Origin of the sequence: Thauera sp. JM12B12, assembly GCF_039614725.1 — a bacterium.
GTDB lineage: Bacteria > Pseudomonadota > Gammaproteobacteria > Burkholderiales > Rhodocyclaceae > Thauera.
Genome location: NZ_CP154859.1, coordinates 1,561,552 through 1,585,859, shown reverse-complemented (window position 1 = coordinate 1,585,859; position 24,308 = coordinate 1,561,552). Strand labels below are relative to the sequence as shown.

General features: G+C 67.7%; 27 protein-coding genes. 15 read left to right on the top strand and 12 right to left on the bottom strand.

Features of this window, described 5'->3' with window-relative positions; translation table 11 throughout:
* Positions 1-96: 96 nt before the first annotated feature.
* The 8 genes from AAG895_RS07105 to fliR all read left to right on the top strand — a co-directional run bounded on the left by AAG895_RS07105 (position 97) and on the right by fliR (position 6,011).
* Positions 97-1,521, top strand: a complete 1,425-nt coding sequence (locus tag AAG895_RS07105; protein WP_345794803.1) for a flagellar hook-length control protein FliK — start codon at positions 97-99, stop codon at positions 1,519-1,521.
* Positions 1,522-1,614: 93 nt separating this feature from the next.
* Positions 1,615-2,190 carry a flagellar basal body-associated FliL family protein gene (locus AAG895_RS07100; protein WP_345794802.1) on the top strand — a complete coding sequence of 192 codons (576 nt, stop codon included), beginning with the start codon at positions 1,615-1,617 and terminating at the stop codon, positions 2,188-2,190.
* 12 nt (positions 2,191-2,202) lie between these two features.
* On the top strand, positions 2,203-3,213 hold the full coding sequence (gene fliM / locus AAG895_RS07095; protein ID WP_345794801.1) for a flagellar motor switch protein FliM: 1,011 nt from the start codon (positions 2,203-2,205) through the stop codon (positions 3,211-3,213).
* Entirely contained in the window at positions 3,206-3,676 is a 471-nt protein-coding gene (fliN, locus tag AAG895_RS07090; protein ID WP_345794800.1) for a flagellar motor switch protein FliN, read from the top strand. Before fliM ends, fliN begins: the two co-directional genes overlap by 8 nt.
* Positions 3,676-4,068 (top strand): flagellar biosynthetic protein FliO, encoded by a 393-nt coding sequence (fliO, locus tag AAG895_RS07085; protein WP_345794799.1) that lies wholly within the window; start codon positions 3,676-3,678, stop codon positions 4,066-4,068. Before fliN ends, fliO begins: the two co-directional genes overlap by 1 nt.
* A gap of 4 nt (positions 4,069-4,072) precedes the next feature.
* Complete coding sequence (gene fliP / locus AAG895_RS07080; protein ID WP_345794798.1) at positions 4,073-4,849, top strand: flagellar type III secretion system pore protein FliP; 777 nt, start codon at positions 4,073-4,075, stop codon at positions 4,847-4,849.
* A 25-nt stretch (positions 4,850-4,874) separates the two neighbouring features.
* Positions 4,875-5,144 carry a flagellar biosynthesis protein FliQ gene (fliQ, locus tag AAG895_RS07075; RefSeq protein ID WP_345794797.1) on the top strand — a complete coding sequence of 90 codons (270 nt, stop codon included), beginning with the start codon at positions 4,875-4,877 and terminating at the stop codon, positions 5,142-5,144.
* Between the two features lie 69 nt (positions 5,145-5,213).
* On the top strand, positions 5,214-6,011 hold the full coding sequence (fliR, locus tag AAG895_RS07070; protein WP_345794796.1) for a flagellar biosynthetic protein FliR: 798 nt from the start codon (positions 5,214-5,216) through the stop codon (positions 6,009-6,011).
* 32 nt (positions 6,012-6,043) lie between these two features.
* Here the strand turns inward: fliR and AAG895_RS07065 are convergent, their stop codons facing one another.
* The 12 genes from AAG895_RS07065 to flgB all read right to left on the bottom strand — a co-directional run bounded on the left by AAG895_RS07065 (position 6,044) and on the right by flgB (position 17,132).
* Positions 6,044-6,526 (bottom strand): hypothetical protein, encoded by a 483-nt coding sequence (locus tag AAG895_RS07065; protein ID WP_345794795.1) that lies wholly within the window; start codon positions 6,524-6,526, stop codon positions 6,044-6,046.
* A gap of 3 nt (positions 6,527-6,529) precedes the next feature.
* Positions 6,530-7,459, bottom strand: coding sequence for a flagellar hook-associated protein FlgL (gene flgL, locus AAG895_RS07060; RefSeq protein WP_345794794.1), 930 nt, complete (start codon positions 7,457-7,459; stop codon positions 6,530-6,532).
* Between the two features lie 13 nt (positions 7,460-7,472).
* Positions 7,473-9,443 (bottom strand): flagellar hook-associated protein FlgK, encoded by a 1,971-nt coding sequence (gene flgK, locus AAG895_RS07055; protein ID WP_345794793.1) that lies wholly within the window; start codon positions 9,441-9,443, stop codon positions 7,473-7,475.
* Between the two features lie 70 nt (positions 9,444-9,513).
* Positions 9,514-10,626 (bottom strand): flagellar assembly peptidoglycan hydrolase FlgJ, encoded by a 1,113-nt coding sequence (gene flgJ, locus AAG895_RS07050; protein WP_345794792.1) that lies wholly within the window; start codon positions 10,624-10,626, stop codon positions 9,514-9,516.
* A gap of 10 nt (positions 10,627-10,636) precedes the next feature.
* Positions 10,637-11,761, bottom strand: coding sequence for a flagellar basal body P-ring protein FlgI (locus tag AAG895_RS07045; RefSeq protein WP_345794791.1), 1,125 nt, complete (start codon positions 11,759-11,761; stop codon positions 10,637-10,639).
* 11 nt (positions 11,762-11,772) lie between these two features.
* Positions 11,773-12,444 (bottom strand): flagellar basal body L-ring protein FlgH, encoded by a 672-nt coding sequence (locus AAG895_RS07040; RefSeq protein WP_345795248.1) that lies wholly within the window; start codon positions 12,442-12,444, stop codon positions 11,773-11,775.
* A gap of 14 nt (positions 12,445-12,458) precedes the next feature.
* Positions 12,459-13,241, bottom strand: a complete 783-nt coding sequence (gene flgG, locus AAG895_RS07035) for a flagellar basal-body rod protein FlgG (protein ID WP_345794790.1) — start codon at positions 13,239-13,241, stop codon at positions 12,459-12,461.
* A 184-nt stretch (positions 13,242-13,425) separates the two neighbouring features.
* Positions 13,426-14,163, bottom strand: coding sequence for a flagellar basal-body rod protein FlgF (gene flgF, locus AAG895_RS07030; protein ID WP_345794789.1), 738 nt, complete (start codon positions 14,161-14,163; stop codon positions 13,426-13,428).
* A 32-nt stretch (positions 14,164-14,195) separates the two neighbouring features.
* Positions 14,196-15,551, bottom strand: a complete 1,356-nt coding sequence (gene flgE / locus AAG895_RS07025) for a flagellar hook protein FlgE (protein ID WP_345794788.1) — start codon at positions 15,549-15,551, stop codon at positions 14,196-14,198.
* A 15-nt stretch (positions 15,552-15,566) separates the two neighbouring features.
* Positions 15,567-16,244: a flagellar hook assembly protein FlgD gene (locus tag AAG895_RS07020; protein WP_345794787.1), complete on the bottom strand. Its 678-nt coding sequence runs from the start codon at positions 16,242-16,244 to the stop codon at positions 15,567-15,569.
* Positions 16,245-16,305: 61 nt separating this feature from the next.
* Positions 16,306-16,713, bottom strand: a complete 408-nt coding sequence (flgC, locus tag AAG895_RS07015; protein WP_345794786.1) for a flagellar basal body rod protein FlgC — start codon at positions 16,711-16,713, stop codon at positions 16,306-16,308.
* Positions 16,714-16,724: 11 nt separating this feature from the next.
* Positions 16,725-17,132, bottom strand: coding sequence for a flagellar basal body rod protein FlgB (flgB, locus tag AAG895_RS07010; protein WP_345794785.1), 408 nt, complete (start codon positions 17,130-17,132; stop codon positions 16,725-16,727).
* Between the two features lie 221 nt (positions 17,133-17,353).
* Here flgB and flgA point away from each other — a divergent pair, with 221 nt between their 5' ends.
* The 7 genes from flgA to parC all read left to right on the top strand — a co-directional run bounded on the left by flgA (position 17,354) and on the right by parC (position 24,297).
* Positions 17,354-18,082 (top strand): flagellar basal body P-ring formation chaperone FlgA, encoded by a 729-nt coding sequence (gene flgA / locus AAG895_RS07005; RefSeq protein WP_345794784.1) that lies wholly within the window; start codon positions 17,354-17,356, stop codon positions 18,080-18,082.
* 92 nt (positions 18,083-18,174) lie between these two features.
* Entirely contained in the window at positions 18,175-18,474 is a 300-nt protein-coding gene (flgM, locus tag AAG895_RS07000; protein WP_345794783.1) for a flagellar biosynthesis anti-sigma factor FlgM, read from the top strand.
* 13 nt (positions 18,475-18,487) lie between these two features.
* Positions 18,488-18,979 carry a flagellar protein FlgN gene (locus AAG895_RS06995; RefSeq protein ID WP_345794782.1) on the top strand — a complete coding sequence of 164 codons (492 nt, stop codon included), beginning with the start codon at positions 18,488-18,490 and terminating at the stop codon, positions 18,977-18,979.
* Between the two features lie 85 nt (positions 18,980-19,064).
* Positions 19,065-21,053, top strand: a complete 1,989-nt coding sequence (locus AAG895_RS06990; protein ID WP_345794781.1) for a DNA topoisomerase IV subunit B — start codon at positions 19,065-19,067, stop codon at positions 21,051-21,053.
* A gap of 90 nt (positions 21,054-21,143) precedes the next feature.
* Positions 21,144-21,395 carry a type II toxin-antitoxin system prevent-host-death family antitoxin gene (locus AAG895_RS06985; RefSeq protein WP_002924022.1) on the top strand — a complete coding sequence of 84 codons (252 nt, stop codon included), beginning with the start codon at positions 21,144-21,146 and terminating at the stop codon, positions 21,393-21,395.
* Complete coding sequence (locus tag AAG895_RS06980; protein ID WP_345794780.1) at positions 21,392-21,844, top strand: PIN domain-containing protein; 453 nt, start codon at positions 21,392-21,394, stop codon at positions 21,842-21,844. Before AAG895_RS06985 ends, AAG895_RS06980 begins: the two co-directional genes overlap by 4 nt.
* Positions 21,841-24,297, top strand: a complete 2,457-nt coding sequence (gene parC / locus AAG895_RS06975; RefSeq protein ID WP_345794779.1) for a DNA topoisomerase IV subunit A — start codon at positions 21,841-21,843, stop codon at positions 24,295-24,297. Before AAG895_RS06980 ends, parC begins: the two co-directional genes overlap by 4 nt.
* The last annotated feature ends 11 nt before the right edge of the window (positions 24,298-24,308 follow it).

Genomic DNA, 24,308 nt, shown 5'->3' with positions numbered 1-24,308 from the left:
GGAGATCGCGCATCTCACATGGCATGGGGCTTGCTTTGAGCTGACTGTCGGATCGTCCGCGATCCACCGCATCCAGCCCACGAGAGGCCTTTCACCATGTCTTCATCGCTCCCCACCTCCAGTCTCGCCGGCAGCCTGAACCTGCGCATCACGGTGCCGTCGGCGCGCGCCGGCGTACTCGGCATCGAAGGCCTCGGCGCCGCGTCCGACACCTTCTCGCGCACGCTGCAGAACCAGATGAACACCGCCAGCCAGGGCTCGGGTGCCGCGCGCGCGAATCCATCGCCCGCTCCCGAACCCCGGCGCGAGCCGGAGCCCACACGCACGCCCGAGCAGACACGCCAGCCCGAACGCGAGCCTGTGCGGGAGCCGACCCAGACTGCCGAGAGCCGCCCGTCCGAACAGCGCTCGTCCACGGAGAACGGCGAGCCCGCCGCCAAGGGGGCCGACGCCGAAGGCGGCACCACCGCTGCGAAGGGCAGCCGGGATGCCGCCGCAGGCGAGGAATCCGCCCAGGCGGAAGGCAGCGCCGACGAGACACGCGCAGACGCCGCGACTGCGGAGGCCGAGTCTGTGGCACGGGACGGCGCGGGTGCGATCATCGCCGCCGCCACCGAGAGCCTCGACGCCGCTGCCGCTGCGGCGGGCGGAGCGGTCGTCGATGCCCTTGCCGGCGCGGCGGCAAGCTCGCCTACCGACCCGGCAGCACTTGCCGGCCTGCCGGCAGCGATTGCCGCCCTCCTCAGCGGGAGGCGCGAGCCTGCCGCCGAGGGCGATGCAAGCGAAGGCACGGCGCTCGTTGGCGACGACAAGGGCCGTGCCCTACAGAATTCCGGCCTGATGCCGAAATTCGATACATCGGCCGAGGGGGGCGGGCGTGGCGTGGCCACCCCTGGCTTCCTCCTTCAGGGGCGCGAGCTGGCAGCTGCCGTGGTGAGCAACCGTGGCGCGTCGGGCCAGGCGATCCAGGCCCTGCAGGGCGAACCCGGCAGCGTCTCGACGCCGCAAGCGGGACATGCCGTGAATGTGCACGCCGCCGCACAACTGCTGCGTCACGCGCCGCCGCCCCAGCCCGCGACGCCGCAACTGCCGGTGCACACGCCCGCGAACCAGCCGGCCTGGGCCGAGGACGTGGGCAACCAGGTGCGCTGGATGCTCGGCCGCGCGGAGAGCAAGGCCGAGCTGGTGCTGACGCCGCCGAACCTGGGCAAGCTGGAGGTCTCGATCAACCTCAACGGCGACCAGACCACGGCGCAGTTCATCGCCTCCAGCCAGGCCGCGCGCGATGCGCTCGAGCGTGCGATGCCGCAACTGCGCGAGGTGCTGCAGCAGGCCGGCATCATGCTGGGTGACGCCAACGTGAGCACCTCTCAGCAGGGCGCGGGCGGCGACGGCCAGGAAGGACGTAGCGGACGCGGCGCGGGCAGCGCTGCCGAACGTGCAGAGGGTGCCACCGGTGCCGCCGGCAGTGGCAGCGTGTGGCTCAGACAGCAGCAAGGGATGGTCGACACCTTCGCCTGAAGCGCTTGAATAGGGGCGGCTCTGCCCCACTTTTCGGCGCTTGGGCTGGTGCGATCCTCCCGGATAATTCAATCCGTCAAACAGGAGATTCGCATGGCCAAGGCGCCGGCAAAAGCCGAAGAAGGCGACGACGTCCCGAAGAAGAAGGGCAAGCTCGGCCTCATCATCGTCATCGTGTTGCTCGTGGTGCTGATCCTGATCGCAGTCGGGGTCGGTGCGCTGGTGCTGCTCAAGGGTGGCAAGGACAAGGAGCCGGAGGAGCACGCTGCAGCCGCGGCACCGCCTCCCACCCAGGTGCAGACGCCGGGCACGGTCGACCTGACCAAGCCGCCGACCTTCATCCCGCTCGACGCATTCACCGTCAATCTGCGCCGCGACGAGGGCGACCACTACCTCCAGGTGGTGGCCGTGCTGCGCATCGCCGATGCGACCATGGACGCGACGCTCAAGGCCTTCATGCCGGAGATCCGCCACCGCATCAACCTGCTGCTGTCGAGCAAGCTGCCGTCCGAGATCGCCACCATCGAGGGCCGGCAGGCCCTCGCGCTGGCGATCACCGAGCAGACCAACGAGGCGCTCGGGTTCAAGCCGGTGCGCGATGCCGCGGGCAATCCCGTGCCCAACGGCCCGGTGCAGGCCGTGCTGTTTACCTCGTTCATCATCCAGTAAGGGTACGCCGCCATGGCCGCGGACTTTCTCTCCCAGGAAGAAGTGGACGCCCTGCTCAGGGGCGTCACCGGGGAGTCGGACGAACCCGTCGCGGACGACGCGGCCACGGAGGGGATCCGCCCCTACAACCTGGCGACGCAGGAGCGCATTGTGCGTGGGCGCATGCCCACCATGGAGCTCATCAACGAGCGCTTCGCGCGCTACCTGCGCATTGGCCTGTTCAACTACATGCACCGCAACGCCGAGGTCTCGGTGGGGCCGATCAAGGTGCAGAAGTACGCCGAATTCGTGCGCAACCTGGTGGTGCCGACCAACCTCAACCTGGTCATCGCCAAGCCGCTGCGCGGCACCGGGCTGGTGGTGTTCGACCCCAACCTGGTGTTCCTCGTCGTCGACAACATGTTCGGCGGCGACGGCCGCTTCCACACCCGGGTGGAGGGGCGCGACTTCACCCCCACCGAGCAGCGCATCATCCAGGGCATGCTCGACGTGGTGTTCACCGAGTACGGCCGCGCGTGGGCGCCGGTGTTCAAGCTGCAGCTCGAATACGTGCGCTCGGAGATGAACTCCCAGTTCGCCAACATCGCCACGCCCTCCGAGGTGGTGGTGGCGACCAGCTTCTCGCTCGAGCTCGGCGGTGCGCAGGCCGAGATGCATATCTGCTTCCCGTACTCGATGCTGGAGCCGATCCGCGACCTGCTCTACTCGACGATGCAGAGCGATCACCTGACCTCGGACCGGCGCTGGATCAAGCTGCTGTCGAGGCAGCTGCAGACCGCCGAGGTCGAGCTCACCTGCAATTTCGGCACCGCGCGCGTGTCGCTGCGCGACATCGTGGACATGCGCGTGGGCGACGTGATCCCGCTCGAAGTGCCCGCCACGCTGCAGGCCGAAGTCGACGGCGTGCCGGTGTTCGATTGCCACCACGGCACCAAGAATGGCCGCTACGCGGTCCGGGTCGAACGCTTCATCGGCCCCGAAGAGGCCGACACCCAAAAGCTTCCGGGAGGCCAGAATGGCTGACGAAAACCTGATTACCGACGACGACTGGGCAGCCGCCATGCAGGAGCAGGCCGCCGCCGAGACCGACGACAGCGAGGCCGACCGCGTCGCCGCCGAGCTCGCGGCCGCTGCGATGGGCGACTCGCCCTACCAGGCGCGCCCTGCGAGCCAGCTCTTCGAAGACTTCGGCGGCGGCGCCGGCGGCGCCAAGCCAGGCTCGCTCAACGACTTCGACATGATCCTCGACATCCCGGTGCAGATCACCGTGGAACTGGGGCGCACCAAGCTGTCGATCCGCAACCTGCTGCAGCTCGCGCACGGCTCGGTGGTGGAACTGGACGGTCTCGCCGGCGAGCCGATGGACGTGCTGGTCAACGGCACGCTGATCGCGCAGGGCGAGGTGGTGGTGGTGAACGACAAGTTCGGCATCCGCCTCACCGACATCATCACCCCCGCCGAACGCATGCGGAAGATCCGCAACTGATGACCACCCCGCCCGCCCCCACCGGCGCTGGCGCCGCCGCCCCCGAGCTCGGTGCCAGCGTGCTGCAGATGATGTTCGGCCTCGCGGTCGTCATCGCGCTGATGTTCGCCTGCCTGTGGGTGATCCGCCGCCTGAGCGCGCCGCGCGGCGGCGGCGCGGCGATCAAGGTGCTGGGCGCAGCCGCGGTCGGGCCGCGCGAGCGCGTGGTGCTGGTCGAGCTCGGCGAGCAGGTGCTCGTGCTCGGCGTGGCGCCCGGCAGCGTCACCCGCCTGCACGACATGAAGCGCAGCGAACTGCCGCTGCCGGCCGATGCGCCCGGAACCGCCGCACCCGGCGGCAAGGCCTTCGCCGCATGGCTGAAGCAGGCCACGGAGCGCCGCAATGCCGGCTGAGCGCATGACGCCCCCGCCCATGTCGCGCGGCACGGGCCATGCCGCCCTGCTGCAGCTTGCCCTTGTCCTCATCCTCTGCGCCTTCCCCCTGCTCGCGCAGGCCCAGGCGTTGCCGGCCGTGACCACCACGCAGACCGCGGGCGGCGGCACCACCTACAGCCTCACGCTGCAGACCCTGGTGCTGATGACGCTGCTGAGCTTCATCCCGGCCATGGTGCTGATGATGACCAGCTTCACCCGCATCCTCATCGTGTTCTCGCTGCTGCGTCAGGCCATGGGCACGCAGACCGCACCACCCAACCAGGTGCTGCTCGGGCTGGCGCTGTTCCTCACCTTCTTCATCATGGCGCCGGTCGCCGAACGGGTTTACAACGACGCCTACCTGCCGATGTCCGAGGGCCAGATCCAGTTCGACCAGGCGCTCGAGCGCGCCTCGGTGCCGGTCAAGACCTTCATGCTGGCGCAGGTGCGCCAGCCCGACCTCGAACTGTTCGCCGGGCTGGCCAAGCTGCCGCCGGTGGAGAAGGCCGAAGACCTGCCGATGCGGGTGGTGATCCCCGCCTTCGTCACCTCCGAACTGAAGACCGCGTTCCAGATCGGCTTCATCGTCTTCATTCCCTTCATCATCATCGACATGGTCGTGGCCTCGGTGCTGATGTCGATGGGCATGATGATGATGTCGCCGGTGATCGTGTCGCTGCCGTTCAAGATCATGCTGTTCGTGCTCGTCGATGGCTGGACCCTGCTGATCGGCTCGCTGGTGCAGAGCTTCGCGGTGTGACGAGCGCCCCCCGAGGAGAACCGACATGACCCCCACCGCCGTCATCGAACTCGGCCGCCAGGCCATCGAGGTCACCCTGCTGGTGTCGGCGCCGCTGTTCGTCGCTGCGCTCGCCACCGGCCTGATCATCAGCATCTTCCAGGCCGCCACCCAGATCAACGAGATGACCCTGTCTTTCGTGCCCAAGCTGGTGGCGATCTTCGTCACCCTGGTGCTGGCGGGGCCGTGGATGATCACCGTGCTCACCGACTTCATGCGCCGCCTGTTCGAGTCGATTCCGGCAATGATCGGCTAGCGCGGCCGACGGCCGCCTCGCCACCCGCCGCTTCCCCCGTTCGCAGCCCGGTTCCATGCGCGCTCAACCATGATCGACGTCACCGCCGCCCAGCTCGATGCCTGGATCGCTGCGCTGATGTTCCCGCTCGCGCGCCTGCTCGGGCTGTTCTCGTCGGCGCCGGTGTTTTCCAACCGTGGCGTCTCGGTGCGCGTGCGCCTTGCCATCGGCATGGGCGTGGCGATCGCCGTGCTGCCGGTCATGCCACCGATGCCGCAGGTGCCGCCGGGCGGCGGACTCGGCTTGGCGATCTTCGTGCAGCAGATCTTCATCGGCATCGCCATCGGCTTCATGATGCGCATCGTGTTCGCCGCGGTGGACATGGCCGGCGCCCTGATCGGCATGCAGATGGGCCTGTCGTTCGCGATCTTCTTCGACCCCGACGCCGGCGGCCAGACGGCGGTACTGTCGGACTTCCTGAACCTGCTCGCCACCCTGCTCTTCCTGGCGGTGAACGGGCATCTGCTGATGATCGACGTCGTCGTGCGCAGCTTCGAATGGCTACCGGTGACGACGGCCCCGCTCAACGCCGGCGGCTGGGGCTTCATCGCGCGCGCGGGCATCACCGTGTTCGCGGCCGGACTGCTGCTGTCGATGCCGATCATCGCCATGCTGCTGGTGGCCAACATCGCGCTCGGCGTGCTCACGCGCGCGGCGCCGCAGCTCAACCTGTTCGCGGTGGGTTTCCCGATCACGCTCACCGCCGGCTTCATCGGCGTGCTGCTGATCATGACCAACTTCGCGCCGGTGCTGCAGAGCCTGTTCGACCGCGGCTTCGACAGCATCGGCGTGCTGCTCGATGCGCTCGCCCCGCTGCCGCCGGGCTGAGGCGGGCCAGTGCCCGCGCCGCCACCCTGCCGCTATAGCTCGGGAAAGGTCCGCGAACGCACGAGGCGGATCTCCCCGCTCGCGAATCGGCGCGCGAAGGGCCGCGTCGATTCGATGCCTTCCTCGTAGCGGACGACGTCGAAACCGGCGAAGCCGCCCGCCTCCACCACCTGGCGTGCATTGCGCAGGAACACCTGGCGCGCCTCGCCCTCGCCGCCGCTGGCCAGCGCCTTCATGCGCAGATCCATGCGCACACGGTCCTCGCCCGTGCGGCTGACGTCGATCCGCCAGGTCGGCGCCAGCGGATCGTAGATGGCGTAGGCGACGAGCGCGCCGGCGAGGTACTCCGGATCGAGGTATTCGAGCTCGCTCGCCATCCACACGATGCCCGCCGCCAGTGCGACCGGCGCGGAAAGCTTGACCGCACGTTCGCCCACGCGCGGCCCCTCCCCGTCCGTGGCGCAGCCGGCAAGCAGCGCCACGGCAGTGGAAACGGCAAGCGCAGCGCGACGCATGGCTCAGCTCAGGTAGTTGAAGAGCGACAGGCCCGTCGTCTTCAGGAAGGACTGCTGCGCGGCCTGCAGGTAAGTCTGCTGCTGGGTCAGGCGGGAGATGGCCTCGTTGTAGTCGAGGTCCTGCAGGTTCGACAGCGTAGTGGCGTACTGCAGGTCGAGGTCGCTGCCGATGAAGCCGAGCTGCTCGACCTCGACGAGTTGCGAGCCAATCTGTGCGCGCGTGGTCAGGACGCGGTCGAGGCTTGCATCCAGACCGTCCAGCGCATCACTCACAGCGCCGCTCACCGCACCACCAGCCTCCAGCGCACTGACAAACTCGCCGAGCACCTTGAATACGCTGTCGTTCTCGCCTCCGAACACCGTCTCACCACCGAAGCTCACCGGCATGAAGCGCGATGACGATACCTGCATGGTCCGCGTACCCTGATCTCCTTCGTATTTGGCGCTATCGAAGACGGGTTTCGCTGGGTCAGCCGGTGTCACCGAAAGCCCGGCAAAAGGCACAGTATTCGACTTGTAGCCAGCGAACAGGTAGTCACCGTTGGCGTCACGCGTGTTCGCGATGGCGAGCATCGCGTCAAACTGCGCGCGAAGATCGGTGGCAATCGACTTGCGGTCCGAATCCGACAGCGCGGGATTACCCGCCGCCAACGCCCTTTCGCGCGCGTACTGGATGATCTCGCCTGCACCCACCAGCTGCCCCTCGACCAGCTTGAGCGCGTCTTCGGCGTAGCCCTGGTTGGTGGCGAACTGCTGGTTGACGCTGCGCGACTGGGTGACGTCGAGCGCGCGTGCCGAGGCCACCGGGTCGTCGGCCGGCGTGAGGATCTTGCGCCCGGTGGCGATCTGCTGCCCCGTGTAGAGCAGTGCTGCGGACTGCATCTGCAGGGCGCGCACGCCCTGGTCGTAAATCATGTTGGTCGATACACGCATGATGCGTTCTCCCTCAGCGGCCGATCGCCAGCATCTCGTCGAACAGGCGCTGCGCCACCGACATCACCCGTCCCGCCGCCTGGTAGGTCTGCTGGAATCGGACCAGGTTGGCGGCCTCCTCGTCCAGGTTCACACCCGATACCGAATCCCGCGCCGCCGTAGCCTGCGCCAGCAACGAGCCCTGCGTGCGCTCGCCCGCCTGCACCTCTCGCGTCTTGCTGCCAATCTTGGCCACCATCTGAGCATAGGCGTTGTTGAGCGTGGCCGTGGGGGTTCCTGTTGTGCCGGCACCGAACATCAACTTCTCGGTCTGTAGCGCGCCGAGCAGCGCCGCATTGCGGTTGTCGGCGATGCCCCCCGCGTTGTCGGCAAACGTGATGCTGTCTGTAACGGCAGGTGTCCCGGAAAGCTTGAATTCAAAGGCGAACCCAAGGGTGTTGTCCCTGAGCGTGAACACCTTTCCACCGCCTTCCGTCGCGGGCTGGTAAGTCGCATCTCCAACGAAGGAGTACGGCGCGACAGTTCCGAGCGTAAATACACCTCCAGCCTCCGAGAACGTCATCGGAATGGAAAAGTCCTTGAGCGCTCCGCTGAGCTCCGCCATGCCGTCAACATTCGTCACGCGAACGTCGGAGACACGCGCGGAACCCGCATTGCCCTCGGCAACGCTAACGCTGACCGGCGCGGCCGCAGCGACATCGCGCGGATCCGTGACCGCCATCGCGATGCTCGAGGCGGCGTAGCGTGTCGGATAGACGAATACGCGCTGGCCTGCCGCCACACCACCGAGCCCACTCAAGCTCAAACCGCCGAAGGTGGCTTCACCCGCCCCATTAACGGTGAGCGGACGCGTATCCCCGCTGCCGATGTCGGTGATTGAATAGCTGCCTGCATCGTTGCGAATCTCGTAATCGCTCCCGGTGAGCGCGGCCAGTTCCGCCGGATCGATCCGGACCCCCACGCCGCTGGAGCCAGGCTCCACGCGTGGTTGGCCGAGAGAGAAGAAGTTGCGGCCGAGTTCCCCATCGAGGTCGATGCCCAGCTTGTGCTGCTCGTTGAAGGCAGTCGCCAGCGTGGTGGCGATCAGTCCCAGGCTGCGTTGCGCCGGCTCCATGCCATCACGGCGCACCGCGAGCAGGCCGCCAAGCTCGCCGCCGGTGATCAGATTCTCGGCCAGCGGTATCTTGCTGCCGCCGGAGCCGCTGATCAGTACCATCGGCCGGCCGTTCTCGTCGAGCGTGTCGCCCATCGACAGCTCCTTGGCCGTGGTGCCCAGCACCAGCGCTTGCCCCGAACCGATGAAGATCGACAGCGAGCCATCGCGCTGCGGGACCGCATTGACCTTCACCAGCTTGTTGAGCTCGGCGATCGCCTGGTCGCGCTGGTCGAGCAGGTCGTTGGCCGCCCCGCCGCCCGCGCTGCTCTGCGACACGGCGATACGCTGGTTCAGCTCGGCGATCGCGGCCGCGTAGCCGTTGATGCTGACCATCGTCGTCGCGATGTCGGTCTCGACGCCCTGGGCAATCTCGCCGATGCGCGCATCGAGGGTCTGGAAGCGTGCGACCAGCGTCTCGCCGGAGGAAATCAGCGCCTGCCGCGCGGCAACGTTGGTCGGGTTGGACGACACGCTCTGCAGCGCACCGAAGAACTCGTTGAGCGCCGGGGTGAGGCCGGTGTCGGAATCCGCGAGCACGTTGTCGACCTGGGAGATGAAGCGGTTGTATGCCGCATATTCCGCGCGCCGGTTGTCGGCGCTCAACACCTGGGTCTCGAGCAGCTCGCTGTAGGCGCGCTTGACGCCGGTGATCTGCGTGCCGGTGCCGAAGAAGGCGCCGCCGAAGTACTGCGGATCACGCGCCTCCTGGGTGACGCTCTGGCGGTGATAGCCCGGCGTCGCCGCGTTGGCGATGTTGTGGCTCGTGGTGTTGAGGTAGGCCTGCGAGGCATTCAGGCCGGTGAGCCCGATGTTGAGCAAGGACGACATGTTGTTTCCCTGATGCGCTGGTTTCAGGCCTTACATGCAAGATCCCTGCCAGCCCCCGTCAGCCGCGCGATCAGCCCGCCATCGCGAGCGCATTGCGCAAGGTATTGCCGCCGATGATGCGGGTGAGCTTGTCGGCGTACATCGGATCGGTGGCGTAGCCCGCGTCCTGAAGGCTGCGCGCGAACGCGGCCGGATCGGTCTGCCCGAGCACGTCGGCGTAGCGCGGGCTGCGTGAGATCAGGTTGGCGTAGTCGCGGAAGGACTCGGCATACGAACCATAGGCGCGAAAACGCGAGGCCTCGGTGTAGGCCTGGCCGTTGGCGTACTCGACGACGTCACGCGCCACGGTGCGACCGGTCCAGGCGCTGCCGGCCTTGATGTTGAAGAGGTTGTGGCTCGGGCTGCCGTCGGCATGGCGCAACTGTTTCTGCCCCCAACCGGTCTCGAGCGCGGCTTGCGCAACCATGAACTGCGGCGGGACGCCGGTCTTGCGGCTGGCCTCCACCGCATGCGGCCACACCTCGGCGACGAAATCCCTGGCCGATTGCGAGACCGCGCCGGTGGCGTCGCGTGCGCTGCGCACGGCCGCGTTGAGCCGGGCCTCGAGCGCCGCCTTCTCGTAGATCGAGGCCGCGGAGAAACGCCCCGCCCCAACCCCCGCGCCCATGCCCGGCACGCGTGCCGCTTCCGGCAAACCGGCAAGGTCGGCAGCGGCAGAAGCTTCCAGCTCACGCGCGCGGACGGCAGGAATTGCCGGTCGGCGGACGACGTTGGCGAGATCGAAGCCATTGTTGCCGGCACGGGCGATGCCATTGTCCCCTACGCCGCCCGCAGCCTCGGCCGCCTGGCCGTCGACGGACGATCCGGCCCCCGCAGGCCCGGTCTTGCCGCCGAGCTGGCGAAAGATGACCTCGGACAGGCCGGTGCCTCTGGCCTGAGACATGTTCAGCGCCATCTGCTGGTCGAGCAGGCTCTGGTACATCTTGGTCTGCTCGCTGTCCATCAGGCTGCTCGCCGGCGTCGCGTCGCGCATGGACTTCATGACCATCTGCAGGAACAGCGCCTCGAACTGCTTGGCCGCGGCCCGCAAGGCGGCATCGGACTCACCGTCGGTGCGCGCCAGGCGCTTGAGATCGCCGAGCGAGTTGGGGTCGAAGGCGTTGAGCTGGAAGCCGGCGTTCATGGCTGCGCCCTCAGATCACCTCGAGCTCGGCGCGCAGCGCGCCGGCGGCCTTCATCGCCTGCAGGATGCTGACGAGGTCCATCGGCTTGGCGCCGAGCGCATTGAGCGCCTTGACCACGTCGGCGAGGTTGGTGCCGCCGCGCAGATTGAACAAGGCCCCACCGTCCTGGGCGATGTCCACCTGGCCGGTCTGGGTGACGACTGTCTGGCCGCGCGAGAGCGGCGCGGGCTGGCTGACCTGGGCCTCGGTGTTGACGGTGACGGTGAGGTTGCCGTGCGCGACCGCCACGTTCTGCAGCGTGACGCGCTGGTTCATGACCACCGAGCCGGTGCGCGAATTGACGATGACCTTGGCCGCCTGTTGCACGGGCGTGACCTCGAGGTTCTCGAGCTGCCCCAGGAAGGCGACGCGTGCGCTCGAGTCGGCCGGCGCGCGCACCTGGATGCTGCGCCCGTCGAGCGCGCGCGCGGCGCCCGGGTAGGCGATGTTGATCGCATCCACCACCCGGCGTGCGGTACCGAAGTCGCTGTCGTTGAGTTCGAACGTGACGGTATCGCCCTCGCCGAGCGCAGTCGGCACGCCGCGCTCGACGGTGGCGCCACCGGGGATACGGCCTGCGGAGAGATGGTTGATGACCTGCGAGGCGCCGCCGCCCTGCGCGCCCGCGCCGCCCACCGCCATGTTGCCCTGGGCGATCGCGTACACCTGGCCGTCGGCACCCTTGAGCGGCGTCATCACCAGCGTGCCACCGCGCAGGCTCTTGGCGTTGCCGATCGAGGACACGGTGACATCGACCTGCTGCCCGGGGCGCGCAAACGGCGGCAGGGTCGCCGTGACCATCACCGCGGCGACGTTCTTCAGCTGCAGGTTGGTGCCCGGCGGCAGGGTCACGCCCATGTTGCCGAGCATGTTGATGATGCTCTGCACGGTGAAGGGCGTCTGCGTGGTCTGGTCGCCCGAGCCGTCGAGACCCACGACCAGACCGTAGCCGACGAGCTGGTTGTCGCGCACGCCGGCGACCGAGGCGAGGTCCTTGATGCGCTCGGCTGCGGCCTGCGAGGCGCCGGTGTAGAAGATGCTGGCCGCGATGAAGGCCACCGCGGCACGTAACAGCAAGGAGACGAGGTACGACATGGTGCGGCTCCTCAGAACGGCATGATGGCGACGAAGAAGCGCTGCAGCCAGCCCATGGTGTTGGATTCATCGATGAAGCCGCTGCCGCGGTATTCGATGCGCGCGTCGGCGACCTGGGTGGACTGCACGGTGTTGGCGGCGGTGACGTTGTTGGGGTTGATCACGCCCGAGAAGCGGATGAATTCGTTGCCCTGGTTGATCGCCACCATCTTCTCGCCCGACACCAGCAGGTTGCCGTTGGGATAGACGTCGATCACGGTGACGGTGATCGTGCCGTTGAAGGCGTTGTTGGCCGCGGCTGCGCCCTTGCCGGCGAAATCCGACTCCGCATCGGCCTCGAGCTCCAGGCCGTTGAGGCCGCGCAGCGGCAGGCGGCTGATCGGCCCGATGCCGGCCGTCATGCTGCCGTTGCGGGTGGCGTTGGCGTTGGCGCTCTTCTGCGCGGTGTTGCGCTCGACGAGGTTGATGGTGATGGTGTCGCCCACCTGGCGCGCGCGCCGGTCCTCGAACAGCGGCCGGGCCTGGGCCGCCTGGTAGATGGCACCGGTAGCGGGCAAGGCCTGCGCGCGAGCCTCCGGGCGCGCCGTCATCGGCTGATGCACCGCGGTCGGCGGGGTCGGGTAGATCGACGCGCAGCCCGAGGCGAGGAGCAGCGCAGCGAGCGAAAGTACGGAGGAACGCATCATCACGGCGGTTCTCAGAGCTGGGTCAGCCGGCCGAGCATCTGGTCGGAGGTCGAGATGGCGCGCGAGTTGAGCTCGTAGGCGCGCTGGGTGACGATCATGCTCACCAGCTCTTCGGCGACGTTGACGTTGGAGACCTCGACGTAGCCCTGGTTGAGCACGCCGGCGCCGTTGGTGCCGGGCTGGGTGGGCGTGGCCACGCCGCTGGAGGCGGTCTCGTAGAACAGGTTCTCGCCCGCTGCCTGCAGGCCGCCCGGATTGACGAAGGTGGCGAGCTGGACGGCGCCGATCTCGACCGGCGCCACCCCGCCGGCCTGCAGCACGCTCACCGTGCCGTCCTTGCCGATCGTCACCGACAGCGCGTCGGCCGGAATGTTGATGTTGTCGGCGAGCGTATAGCCGCTGGCGGTGACCACGTTGCCCTGGCTGTCGAGCTGGAAGGCGCCGTCGCGGGTATAGGCGGTGGTGCCGTCGGGCATCGCGATCTGGAAGAAGCCGTTGCCCTGCACCGCGACGTCGAGCGAACCGCCGGTCTGCTGCAGCGTGCCCTGGGTGAAGATGCGCTCGGTGGCCACGGGCTTGACGCCGGTGCCGATCTGCAAGCCGCTGGAGATCTGCGTCTGTTGCGTCGACTGCGCGCCGGGCTGGCGGATGGTCTGGTACAGCAGGTCCTCGAAGATCGCGCGCTGGCGCTTGAAGCCGTTGGTGGAGACGTTGGCCAGGTTGTTGGAGATCACGTCCAGCGAGGTTTGCTGGGCATCCAGCCCGGTACGGGCGGTCCACAGTGAGCGGATCATGATGGTTTCCTTTGCCGTGCGTTGCCGGTGCGGCAGGATTTGCCGGCGATTTCTTGCCGTATTGCTGCCGGTTTGCCGATTTTTCGATGGAATCAGTTTAGGCCTGCGCCGTCACCGAGCATCCCGCGATAAGCAACGCAAAAACCGTGCTAATCCATCCTCTGAGACCGACGCTCAGGCGCGATCAGCGCGGCGCGAGCACCTGGGCGGCGGCGCGATCGTTCTGCTCGGCGGTGGACAGCATGCGCGTCTGCATCTCGAACTGACGAGCGAGGGAGATCATCTGCACCATCTGATCGACGACATTGACGTTGCTGCCCTCGAGGTAGCCCCCGGCGACGCGCACGCCGGGATCGGCCGGCGCCGGCGCCCCGCCCTGCACCCGGAACAGTCCATCGTCGCCGCGTACCAGGTCTGCTTCGGGCGGGTTGACCAGCTTGAGCTGGGCGACGACGTTGACCACGCCGGGCTGGTCGGGCTGCGAGGCGGACACCGAACCGTCGGCGCCGATCGTGATTTCGGTGTCGGGCGGCAGCGTGATCGGCCCGCCGTCGCCCAGGACCGGCCTGCCGTCGCGGGTCTGCAGCACGCCGTTGGCGCTCACGTCCAGGCTGCCGTTGCGGGTGTAGGCCTCGGTGCCGTCGGGCATCTGCACCGCAAGCCAGCCCTTGCCGGCAAGCGCGACGTCGTAAGGGCGGCCGGTGAACTGGAGGGGCCCTTCGGTGAAGTCGTTGGCGATACTGGCGTCGACCGTGAACGCGCGCGTGCGCAACGCCTCGGTCTGCACCTCGACCGCGCGCAGCTTGTGCAGCTCGGCGCGGAAGCCGGTGGAATTGACGTTGGCGAGGTTGTGCGCGACCGCCGCCTGCTGGTCCATGGTGCCCTTGGCGCCGGTCATCGCGGTGTAGATCAGGCGGTCCATCGCTGGCCTCTTGCGTTATCGACGGTTCAGGCTCAGCGCAGGTTCACCAGGGTCTGCAGGATCTGGTCCTGCGCCTTGATGGATTGCGCGTTGGCCTGGTAGTTGCGCTGCTGGATGATCATCTGCACCAGCTCCTGGGTGAGCTCGACGTTGGCGTCCTCCACCATGCCGGAGGAGATCACGCCCGCCACGCCCTCGCCGGGCTTGGTCGGGGCGGTGAGGCCGGAGTCGAGCGTCGCCTCCCAGTAGTTGTTGCCGATCGAGTTCAGCGCGTTGGGATTGCGGAAGGTCTGGATGGCGAGCTGAGCGAGCGCGACCGTCTCGCCGTTGGTGTAGCGCCCGGTAAGGACGCCATCGCGACCGACGGACACACCCGCCAGTTCGCCGCCGGTGTAACCGTTCTGCGTGAGCTCGGTGATCAGGTAGGGCCCCCCGATCTGACGCATGCTGCTGAAGTCCGTGTAGAAGCTGATCGGGGACGCGCCCGGCGTATAGGCCGCGGGAACGTTGATCGGGGATGTGGCGCTGGGGCCGACGATCGGCGTCTGGATCGTACCGTTCTCGTTGAAGGTCAGGGTCCAGAGGACACTGGGGTCGGACACGGCACCGGTCAGGGGATCGACCCCCAGCGGATAGTCCCCATCGACGCTGGTGAACACGTTCCAGGTGTTCTGGGCGCCACCCTGGCTCACGTTCTCCTTCACGAAGTAGAAGGAGAATTCGTGCGACTTTCCGAGGCTGTCGAACACCTCGATCGAGGTCGAGAAGTTGTAGGTGCGTGCATCGCGCCAGGCGTCGCTGGCCGGCACGCCGAGCGGCCGGGGGAATTCGAAGGTATTGCCAAGCAGCGCGGAGTAGGCCTCGGCCGGACTCAGTGAGTTCGCGTCCAGGTTTCCACCGACGTCGATCCTGCTCGTGGTCTGCGGCAGGGAGCCGATGATCGGAATCTGGACCTCCTTGAGGCCGCCGACCGGGCTGGGCAACTGCCCGACCGCCGCCGGACTCTGGAAACCCATCAGCTTCTCGCCGGTCGGCGTGATGATGAAGCCGTCCTTGTCGAGCTCGAACTGCCCGTTGCGCGTGTAGACGTTCGGACCATCCGCACGACCGATGATGAAGAAGCCGTCGCCATTGATCGCCAGATCGAGCGGATTGTTGGTGGTGGTGAGATTGCCCTGGGTGAAGGACTGTCGGACCGCGCCGAGCGTGCTGCCGGCGCCGACCTGCGTGCCGGAGACCGACCCGGTCAGCGACGCCGCATAGACGTCCCCGAAGATCGCCCCGCCGCTCTTGAAGCCCACGGTGTTCGTATTGGCGACGTTGTTCGAGATGATGTCCAGGGCCTTGGAGGAAACGTTGAGGCCACTCAAACCTTGCTGGAAAGACATGATCGGGGCTCCGGATCAGAGGATCTGCTTGATGTCGTCGTACTTGAAGATGCCGAGCGAGCCGACCTGGAAGTCGGTGCCGGCGGCGCCACGGATCACGCTGGTGACCGGGCCGAACTCGAGGGTGCGGCCGGTGACCTTCTCGCCCTCCAGGGTCGCGCTCAGCTCCAGGGTGTAGACGCCGTCTGCGGCGCGCGAGCCATCGTTGGCGGTGCCATCCCAGACGAAGTTCTGGCTGCCGGCGGCGACATCGTCGAGCTGGATCTGCTTCACCTCCAGCCCGGAGGCGTCCTTGATCGACAGCACCACCTTGTCGGCCGCGGTGTCGAGTTCGAAGCCCCCGATCGCGCCCGACTCGGTCAGCGCGAGCTTCCGCCCTTCGACCAGCACGCCGCGCCCGACCAGCGCCGCAGCCTGCATCGAGTCGTTGGCGTTCTGGCTGTCGACGAAGGACTGGAACATCTTGTTCAGGCGCTCGATGCCATCGACCGTGCTCATCTGCGCGAGCTGCGAGGTGACCTCGGCGTTCTCCATCGGGTTGAGCGGGTCCTGGTTCCGGAGCTGCGTGGTGAGCAGCGTCAGGAAGCGCGCGTTCATGTCCTCGGAGGCGGCCGCGTCGGCCTTCTTCTCGCGGGTGTTGATGTTGGCAAGCACGCTGGCTGCGGTGCTCTGGGCGTTCGATACGGTGCTCATTCCTCTCTCCTGCTCGCGGCGGTCTCCGCGTCACGGCCGGCCTTCGATCACCGACGGGTGATCACGACTGGCCAATCTGCAAGGTACGCTGAAGCAAGGTCCGTGCCGTGTTCATCACCTCGGCGTTGTTCTGGTACGAACGCGAGGCGGAGATCATGTTCACCATCTCCTCGACGACGTTGACGTTGGGCATCTCGACGTAGCCATCGGCGTTGGCAGCGGGGTTGTTCGGTTCATACACCAGCCGCAGCGGCGCGGTACTCTCCACGACGCCGGCCACCTGCACGCCCACGGCAGCGGGGCCTGCGACCGGCTGCGCCGAGAACACCACCTGCTTCGCGCGGTAGGGCTGACCGTCCTCGGCCGTCACGCTGTCGGCGTTGGCGAGGTTCGAGGCCGTGGTGTTGAGCCGCAGCGACTGCGCATTGAGCGCGGAGCCGGCGATCTGGAAGACGTTGAGCATGCTCATGGTGATTCCCCTTACTGGCCGGTGATCGCGGTGTTCATCGAGCGCAGCATGCCGTTGATGAAGGTGACGCTGGCCTCGTAGTGCAGCGCGTTCTCGGCGAAGTTGGCGCGCTCGACGTCCATGTTGACGGTGTTGCCATCGACCGCGGACTGCAGCTCGGGCCGGTAGCCGGTCAGGCTCTCCAGCGTCGGCGCGCTGCCGCCGGCAATGTGTCCGGGCCGGGTCGTGGCGAGCGCGACGCCGCCGCCCCTGGCCGTATTCAGCGCGCCCTGCAACGCAGACCGGAAGTCCACGTCCCTGGCCTTGTAATTGGGTGTGTCGGCGTTGGCGATGTTGGAGGCGATCAACTGCTGGCGATGGGCCTGCAGGTTGAGGGCGGTCTGGTGGAACTGGATGCTCCGGTCGAAGAGGGTCTTCATCGCGCTGACTCCTTGGGCGAGGCGATCGGCAAGCTCCGGTCGCAGTTTCCATGCCAGCCATGTTAGCCGGCAGGCGGCAGCCCTCTTTTGCCGATAAACGGCGGAAACACCGGCCAATTTCGCCGCTACCACCCGGCAAGCCTTGCCGCTCGCCGCGGGTGATGGCGCGCCGCGGGCATGCGCGGTTGCCTCACGGACCGGCGTCGTGGTGCAATCGGGCCATGCCCAGCCGACCTGATCGCCCCACCGCCCCCCGTCCGCTTCGCTTGATCGCCCGTGGCGTCTTGCTCGCTGCACTCGGCCTGCTCGCCGTGCCCGCGGGCGCGCAACAGCCGTCCGGCGCGGTCGAAGCCCGCGTGCTCGAATTCCTGCACCGGCAAGCCGCAGGGCTGCCGGGCGAAGTGACGATCCAGGTCAGTCCGCTCGATCCGAACAACCAGTTGCCAGCCTGCGCGGCGATCGAGCCCTTCCTGCCTGCGGGCACCCGGGCCTGGGGCCGGATCAGTGTCGGGGTGCGCTGCGATTCGCCGGTCACCTGGACGGCCTACCTGCAGGCGCAGGTGGCCGTGGTCGCGGACTACCTGGTTGCCGCCCGCCCGCTGCGTGCCGGGCAGGTGCTCGGCCCCGCGGACCTCGGCCAGCGCCGGGGCGACCTCACCGCCCTGCCCGACAACCTGCTCACCGACGGCACGCAGGCGATGGGCCACCACACCCGCATCGCGATCGCCGCTGGCAGTCCGCTGCGCGGCGACATGCTGCGTGTGCCGCACGCGGTACGTCAGGGCCAGACGGTGCCCGTCGTCAGCAGCGGTCCTGGCTTCCGCGTAGCAAGCGAAGGGCGCGCGATGAACAACGCCGCACCGGGCGAGAGCGTTCGCGTGCGCCTTGCCAACGGACAGGTGGTCACCGGCATCGCCCAGGCCGGCGGCAGCGTGGAGGTGGCGTTCTGAGCGGTCGCGGCGCGCCCCATCGATAAATCCCTAAAGTTTTGTCGCGCGACGCCGAAAAGAACGTCAGAGTCATTCTGTATGGGAACCGCGCCATGAAGATCGAAAGCACGGGCAAATCGATTGCCCCCAGCGCCACAGGCGAGGCCCGCCCGCGCAACCCGGCAGGTCCGGCCACGACAGTCTCCGGCGGTAGCGAGAAGGTTCAGCTTTCTTCGCTGTCGGCCAGCCTGCAGAAGGCCGAAACGGTCATCGCGCAGACGCCGGTCGTGGACAAGCAGCGCGTCGAGGAGATCAAGCAGGCGATCGCCAACGGCGATTTCAAGGTGGACGCCGGTCGCATCGCCGATGGGCTGATCGCCAGTGTCCGCGAAATGCTGGCTAACCAGCGCTGATCATCGCCAGGCGATGAACCGCAGCCCCGCCGCACCCACGCCCGCCGATCAGCAGCGCCTCGCCCTGCTGATCGAGGCGGAGGCGATCCAGCTCAGGGAGTTCATCGCCCTGCTCGAGCAGGAGGAGGCGCTCCTGAGTTCCGGTGACACCGACGCCCTGCTCGCACTCGTCCCCGACAAGAACGAGCGCTACCGCCGCCTGCAGCGCCTGTCGGACGACCGCGCGCTACTGCTCGGCCGGCTCGGGCTCGTCACCACGGATGCGAGCATCCGCAGCCTGCTCGACGGGCTGCCGCGCGTGCTCGGGCGCTGGGACGAAGTGCTCGGCCTCGCACGCACGGCGAGCGAACGCAATGCCATCAACGGCAAGCTGATCCTCGAGCGCATGGCGCACAACCAGGCTGCGCTGTCGGTGCTGCTCTCGGCAGCGGACCAGGCGCCCCTGTACGACGCCGAAGGCCATACACGGGCCGTGGGTGGCGGGCGCATGCTCGGCAGCGCCTGACTGAACATCCATTCAGTTCCAGCCTCAGTTTCGCCCGCGCCTCTGCTATCCTCTCGGCCTTCGTGAAACCCGACGGGCCTGCAGCATGGCTGGCAAGCAAGACACCCCCAAGCAGTACGACGAATCCTCCTTCCGCGTCCTGAAAGGACTCGAGCCGGTGCGCGAGCGCCCCGGCATGTACACCCGCACCGACAGCCCGGCGCACATCATCCAGGAAGTGATCGACAACGCCGCCGACGAGGCGCTCGCCGGCTTCGCGAAGAAGATCCACGTCACGCTGCACCAGGACGGCTCGGTCACCGTGGCCGACGACGGCCGCGGCATCCCGGTCGGCCTGCACCCCGAGGAAGGCGTGCCGGTGGTCGTGCTCGCCTACACCCGGCTGCACGCCGGCGGCAAGTTCGACAAGCGCGAGGGCAACTCGGCCTACGCCTTCTCCGGCGGCCTGCACGGCGTGGGCGTGTCGGTGACCAACGCGCTGTCCACCCGCATCGAGGTCGAGGTCAAGCGCGAGGGCAAGATCCACCGCATCGACTTTGCCGACGGAGGCGAGACCATCAGCCCGGTACGCGTCGAAGGCGACTGCGGCCGCCAGACCGGCACCCGGGTCCGGGTGTGGCCCGATGGCAAATACTTCGAATCGCCGCGCGTGCCGATGAACGAGCTCGAGCGGCTGCTGCGCTCGAAGGCCGTGCTGCTGTCGGGCGTCGCGGTGCGGCTCGACATCGAGCAGGCCAGCGGCCCAGCGCTGACCAAGACCTGGTCCTACCCCGAAGGCCTGGCCGGCTACCTGAAGGAGCTCGCCGGCGACGTCGAACCGGTGGCGCCGATCTTCACCGCCGACAAATACGCCGGCAAGGACGACCCCACCTTCGCCGCCGGCGAGGGCGCGGCGTGGGCGCTGGCCTGGTTCGAATCGCCGGTGCCGAGCGAGTCCTACGTCAACCTCATCCCCACCGTGAACGGCGGCACCCACGAATCCGGCCTGCGCGCCGGCGTGTTCGAGGCCATGAAGTCCTTCATCGACCACCACACCCTGCTGCCGCGCGGCGTCAAGCTGCAGCAGGAGGACGTGTGCGGGCGCATGAGCTTCGTGCTGTCGGCGCGCCTCCTGGACCCGCAGTTCCAGGGCCAGGTGAAGGAAAAGCTCAACTCGCGCGAGGCGGTCAAGCTGGTGTCCTCGCAACTGCGCGACCCCTTCGAGATCTGGCTCAACAACCACGTCGAGGCCGGCCGCGCGATCGCCGAGCTGTCGATCAAGCAGGCCCTTGCCCGCCAGAAGAGCGCGCAGAAGGTCGAGAAGAAGAAGACCTCGGGCGTGGCGGTGCTGCCCGGCAAGCTGTCGGACTGCGAGTCCGAGGACCTCGCCGACAACGAGCTCTTCCTGGTCGAGGGCGACTCCGCCGGCGGCTCGGCCAAGATGGCACGCAACAAGGAGACCCAGGCCATCCTGCCCTTGCGCGGCAAGGTACAGAACGCCTGGGAGATCGATCCGGACCGCCTGTTCGCCAACGCCGAAATCCACGACATCGCGGTGGCGCTCGGCGTGGACGCGCACAAGGCCGACAGCGACGTGGACCTGTCCGGCCTGCGCTACGGCAAGGTCGTCATCATGTCCGACGCCGATGTGGACGGCGCCCACATCCAGACCCTGCTGCTGACGCTCTTCTTCCGCCACTTCCCCAAGCTCATCGAGCGCGGCCATGTGTATGTGGCGCAACCGCCGCTCTACCGCGTCGACGTGCCCGCCCAGGGCAAGAAGCGCCCGCCGCGCCGCCTGTACGCCCTCGACGAGGGCGAGCTCGCCGCCATCCGCGACCGCCTCGAGAAGGAAGGCTTCAGGCCCGACGCGATCGAGATCGGCCGCTTCAAGGGCCTGGGCGAGATGAACCCCGACCAGCTGCGCGAGACCACCATGGACCCCGCCACCCGCCGCGTGCTGCCGGTGAAGGTGCGCAACGGCGCGCTCAAGGACACGCTGAAGATGTTCACCCTGCTGATGGGCAAGGGCGAGGCCTCGGGGAGAAGGGCGTGGATGGAGGAGAAGGGCGACAGCGTGGAGGCGGATATTTAAGCGCCAGCGGGTACATCGACATTGCCCGATCAGACCACCGGAACTAAAGTAGTGACATTCACTACTTTAGTTCATAGCGAAGGACCCGATATGCATACCGTCTCCGCTGCCGAAGCAAACCGACAGTTCTCCAGCCTGCTGCGCCAAGTGAGCCAGGGTGAAACCGTTACGGTCCTGTCCCACGGTCGCCCTGTTGCAACCATCAGCCCCGCTGTCGTCGGGACGGAACTCGACCACGATCGAACCAAGGCGCGCGCTCGCCTGCTTGCCCGGCTAGATGGGGAGCCCGTTGCGGACAACCGCAACTGGACCCGCGCCGAGTTGTACGACCGCGGCCAATGAAGATCGCCCTCGACACCAACATCCTCGCCTATGCGGAAGGCGCCGGCGACAATGCACGTTGCGCTGCGGCCCGGGTGCTGCTCGGAACGCTCTCGGCGAGCGAGGTGATGATTCCCGCCCAGACGCTGGGTGAGTTGTACCGGGTCCTGACCGGAAAGCTCAAGCGCGATGCGGAAACGGTTCGCACAGCCCTGCTCGACTGGTCCGATGCCTACGAGGTGGCCGATTCGACCTGGCCGAGCTTTCAGGCGGCCATCGACCTGGCCTGCGATCACCGCATGCAGGTCTGGGATGGCCTGATCCTCTCGGTCGCTGCGGAAAACCGTTGCCGCCTGCTGCTGAGCGAGGACCTGCAGCACGGCTTCACCTGGCGCGGCGTCACCGTCATCAATCCTTTCGAGCATGTCGCACACCCGCTACTGCTCGCAGCCTGCAGTTCGAATACATGAGTACAGACACTGCCGATCTCTTCGATGCGCCTGATGCATCCGAATCCGTAACACTCGCGACCTCAACGCCGACTGCAGTGAAGAGCACCGCAGGTACGGCGCAGGATACGGGCGCCGACGAGTCCCCGACGGCCACCGGCGCGAACCCGCCCCCGCCCCCGGCACCGCCCGCCGCCCCCGAGCCCGAGCCCGAGGACGACGGCACGCTGGCGCTCGACCGCTATGCCGAGCGCGCCTATCTCGCCTACGCGATGAGCGTGGTGAAGTCGCGCGCGCTGCCGCAGGTCGAGGACGGACTCAAGCCGGTGCAGCGCCGCATTCTCTATGCGATGAACGAGATGCGGCTGTCGTCCACCTCCAAGCACGTGAAGTCGGCGCGCGTGGTCGGCGACGTGATCGGCAAGTACCACCCACATGGCGACACCAGCGTCTACGACGCGATGGTGCGGGTGGCGCAGGATTTCTCGCTGCGCTATCCGCTGGTCGACGGCCAGGGCAACTTCGGCTCGCGCGACGGCGACTCGGCAGCGGCGATGCGCTACACCGAGTGCCGCCTGACGCCGATCGCCGAGCTGCTGCTGGCCGAGATCGACCGCGGCACGGTGGACTTCATCCCCAACTACGACGGCGCCTTCGAGGAGCCGCAGCTGCTGCCGGCGCGCCTGCCCTTCGTGCTGTTGAACGGCGCCTCGGGCATCGCGGTCGGCATGGCGACCGAGATCCCGCCGCACAACCTGCGCGAGGTGGCCGAGGCGACCTGCCACCTGATCCGCCACCCCGAGGCGACGCTCGACGAGGTGCTCGGCATCATTCCCGGCCCCGACTTCCCCGGCGGCGGCCAGCTCATCTCCCCGCCCGAGACCATCCGCGAGGCCTACGCGTCGGGGCGCGGCAGCCTGCGCCTGCGCGCGCGCTGGAAAATCGAGGAGCTCGCCCGCGGCCAGTGGCGCGCGATCGTCGAGGAACTGCCGCATGGCGTCTCTGCCGCGCAGGTGCTGTCCGAGATCGAGACGCTGACCAACCCGCAGCCGCGCGCGGGCAAGAAGGAGGTCTCGCAGGAGCAGAAGAACCTCAAGCAGCTCGTGCTCGGCGTGCTCGACACGGTGCGCGACGAGTCCAGCGACAAGGCGCCCGTGCGCATCGTGCTGGAGCCCAAATCCAGCCGCCAGAACCGCGACGAGTTCATGGCGGTGCTGCTTGCCCACACCAGCCTGGAGACCTCGGCCTCGGTCAACATGACCATGATCGGGCGCGACGGCAGGCCGCAGCAGAAGAACCTGGTGCAGATCCTGCGCGAGTGGATCGACTTCCGCTACGTGACGGTCGAGCGCCGCACCCGCCATCGCCTGGACGAGGTCGATCGCCGCATCCACATCCTCGAAGGCCGCATGATCGCCTTCCTGCACATCGAGGAAGTGATCCGCGTGATCCGCGAGTCGGACGAACCCAAGCCGGCGCTGATCGCCGCCTTCGGCCTGTCCGAGATCCAGGCCGAGGACATCCTCGAGATCCGCCTGCGCCAGCTCGCCCGCCTGGAAGGCTTCAAGATCGAGAAGGAGCTGGCAGAGCTCAGGGACGAGCGCGCCGGCCTGCAGCACCTCCTCGACAGCCGCGCGGCGATGACCAAGCTGATCCTCAAGGAGATCCAGGACGACGCGAAGAAGTACGGCGACGACCGCCGCACCCTGGTCGAAGCCGTGGCCGCGGTGGCACCGGCCGAGATCTCGGTGCCCGACGAGCCGGTCACGGTGATCGTGTCCAAGAACGGCTGGGTGCGTTCGCGCCAGGGCCATGGCATCGACCCCGCGGGCATCGCCTACAAGGCCGGTGACTTCGGCTTCGCGATCATCGAGACGCGTACCACCTGGCCGCTGATCGTCATCGACACCAATGGCCGTGCCTACACGGTCAAGGTATCGGATCTGCCCGGCGGGCGCGGCGACGGCGCGCCGATCACTACCCTGGTGGAGTTCCAGGACGGCGGCAAGCTGGCGCAGGTGGTCACCGACACCCCCGATTCGGTCTACTTCTTCGCCAACAGCGGCGGTTACGGCTTCCTGTGCAGCGTGATGGATGCCAGCAGCCGCCAGCGCGCCGGCAAGGCCTTCATGAGCCTGGAGAAGGGCGAGAAGGTACTCGCACCGGCGAAGGTCTGCGGCGACTGGATCGCCGCGGCGTCCGAGAACGGTCGTCTGCTCGTCTTCCCGCGCCCGGAGATGAAGACGCAGAGCGGCGGTCGTGGCGTGATCGTGATGGCGCTCGACGAGGGCGAAGCGCTCGCCGCGGTGGCGGTGCCGGCCGACGATGCGGTGCTCACGGTGGAAGGCAGTGGCCGCGGCGGCAAGGCGGTGGCGATCGAGCTCAAGCCCACCCAGCGCGAACCGCTGCGCCACCGTCGCGCACGCAAGGGCGCGCCGCTGACACCGAGGATCAAGCCCGAGCGGATGCGCTGACGCGCCCGGCG

What these genes read in the sequence shown, in the direction of transcription:
- AAG895_RS07105 (WP_345794803.1), top strand. Translation starts at nt 97, where the DNA reads ATGTCTTCATCGCTCCCCACCTCCAGTCTCGCCGGCAGCCTGAACCTG.
- AAG895_RS07100 (WP_345794802.1), top strand. Translation starts at nt 1,615, where the DNA reads ATGGCCAAGGCGCCGGCAAAAGCCGAAGAAGGCGACGACGTCCCGAAG.
- fliM (WP_345794801.1), top strand. Translation starts at nt 2,203, where the DNA reads ATGGCCGCGGACTTTCTCTCCCAGGAAGAAGTGGACGCCCTGCTCAGG.
- fliN (WP_345794800.1), top strand. Translation starts at nt 3,206, where the DNA reads ATGGCTGACGAAAACCTGATTACCGACGACGACTGGGCAGCCGCCATG.
- fliO (WP_345794799.1), top strand. Translation starts at nt 3,676, where the DNA reads ATGACCACCCCGCCCGCCCCCACCGGCGCTGGCGCCGCCGCCCCCGAG.
- fliP (WP_345794798.1), top strand. Translation starts at nt 4,073, where the DNA reads ATGACGCCCCCGCCCATGTCGCGCGGCACGGGCCATGCCGCCCTGCTG.
- fliQ (WP_345794797.1), top strand. Translation starts at nt 4,875, where the DNA reads ATGACCCCCACCGCCGTCATCGAACTCGGCCGCCAGGCCATCGAGGTC.
- fliR (WP_345794796.1), top strand. Translation starts at nt 5,214, where the DNA reads ATGATCGACGTCACCGCCGCCCAGCTCGATGCCTGGATCGCTGCGCTG.
- AAG895_RS07065 (WP_345794795.1), bottom strand. Translation starts at nt 6,526, where the DNA reads ATGCGTCGCGCTGCGCTTGCCGTTTCCACTGCCGTGGCGCTGCTTGCC.
- flgL (WP_345794794.1), bottom strand. Translation starts at nt 7,459, where the DNA reads ATGCGTGTATCGACCAACATGATTTACGACCAGGGCGTGCGCGCCCTG.
- flgK (WP_345794793.1), bottom strand. Translation starts at nt 9,443, where the DNA reads ATGTCGTCCTTGCTCAACATCGGGCTCACCGGCCTGAATGCCTCGCAG.
- flgJ (WP_345794792.1), bottom strand. Translation starts at nt 10,626, where the DNA reads ATGAACGCCGGCTTCCAGCTCAACGCCTTCGACCCCAACTCGCTCGGC.
- AAG895_RS07045 (WP_345794791.1), bottom strand. Translation starts at nt 11,761, where the DNA reads ATGTCGTACCTCGTCTCCTTGCTGTTACGTGCCGCGGTGGCCTTCATC.
- AAG895_RS07040 (WP_345795248.1), bottom strand. Translation starts at nt 12,444, where the DNA reads ATGCGTTCCTCCGTACTTTCGCTCGCTGCGCTGCTCCTCGCCTCGGGC.
- flgG (WP_345794790.1), bottom strand. Translation starts at nt 13,241, where the DNA reads ATGATCCGCTCACTGTGGACCGCCCGTACCGGGCTGGATGCCCAGCAA.
- flgF (WP_345794789.1), bottom strand. Translation starts at nt 14,163, where the DNA reads ATGGACCGCCTGATCTACACCGCGATGACCGGCGCCAAGGGCACCATG.
- flgE (WP_345794788.1), bottom strand. Translation starts at nt 15,551, where the DNA reads ATGTCTTTCCAGCAAGGTTTGAGTGGCCTCAACGTTTCCTCCAAGGCC.
- AAG895_RS07020 (WP_345794787.1), bottom strand. Translation starts at nt 16,244, where the DNA reads ATGAGCACCGTATCGAACGCCCAGAGCACCGCAGCCAGCGTGCTTGCC.
- flgC (WP_345794786.1), bottom strand. Translation starts at nt 16,713, where the DNA reads ATGAGCATGCTCAACGTCTTCCAGATCGCCGGCTCCGCGCTCAATGCG.
- flgB (WP_345794785.1), bottom strand. Translation starts at nt 17,132, where the DNA reads ATGAAGACCCTCTTCGACCGGAGCATCCAGTTCCACCAGACCGCCCTC.
- flgA (WP_345794784.1), top strand. Translation starts at nt 17,354, where the DNA reads ATGCCCAGCCGACCTGATCGCCCCACCGCCCCCCGTCCGCTTCGCTTG.
- flgM (WP_345794783.1), top strand. Translation starts at nt 18,175, where the DNA reads ATGAAGATCGAAAGCACGGGCAAATCGATTGCCCCCAGCGCCACAGGC.
- AAG895_RS06995 (WP_345794782.1), top strand. Translation starts at nt 18,488, where the DNA reads ATGAACCGCAGCCCCGCCGCACCCACGCCCGCCGATCAGCAGCGCCTC.
- AAG895_RS06990 (WP_345794781.1), top strand. Translation starts at nt 19,065, where the DNA reads ATGGCTGGCAAGCAAGACACCCCCAAGCAGTACGACGAATCCTCCTTC.
- AAG895_RS06985 (WP_002924022.1), top strand. Translation starts at nt 21,144, where the DNA reads ATGCATACCGTCTCCGCTGCCGAAGCAAACCGACAGTTCTCCAGCCTG.
- AAG895_RS06980 (WP_345794780.1), top strand. Translation starts at nt 21,392, where the DNA reads ATGAAGATCGCCCTCGACACCAACATCCTCGCCTATGCGGAAGGCGCC.
- parC (WP_345794779.1), top strand. Translation starts at nt 21,841, where the DNA reads ATGAGTACAGACACTGCCGATCTCTTCGATGCGCCTGATGCATCCGAA.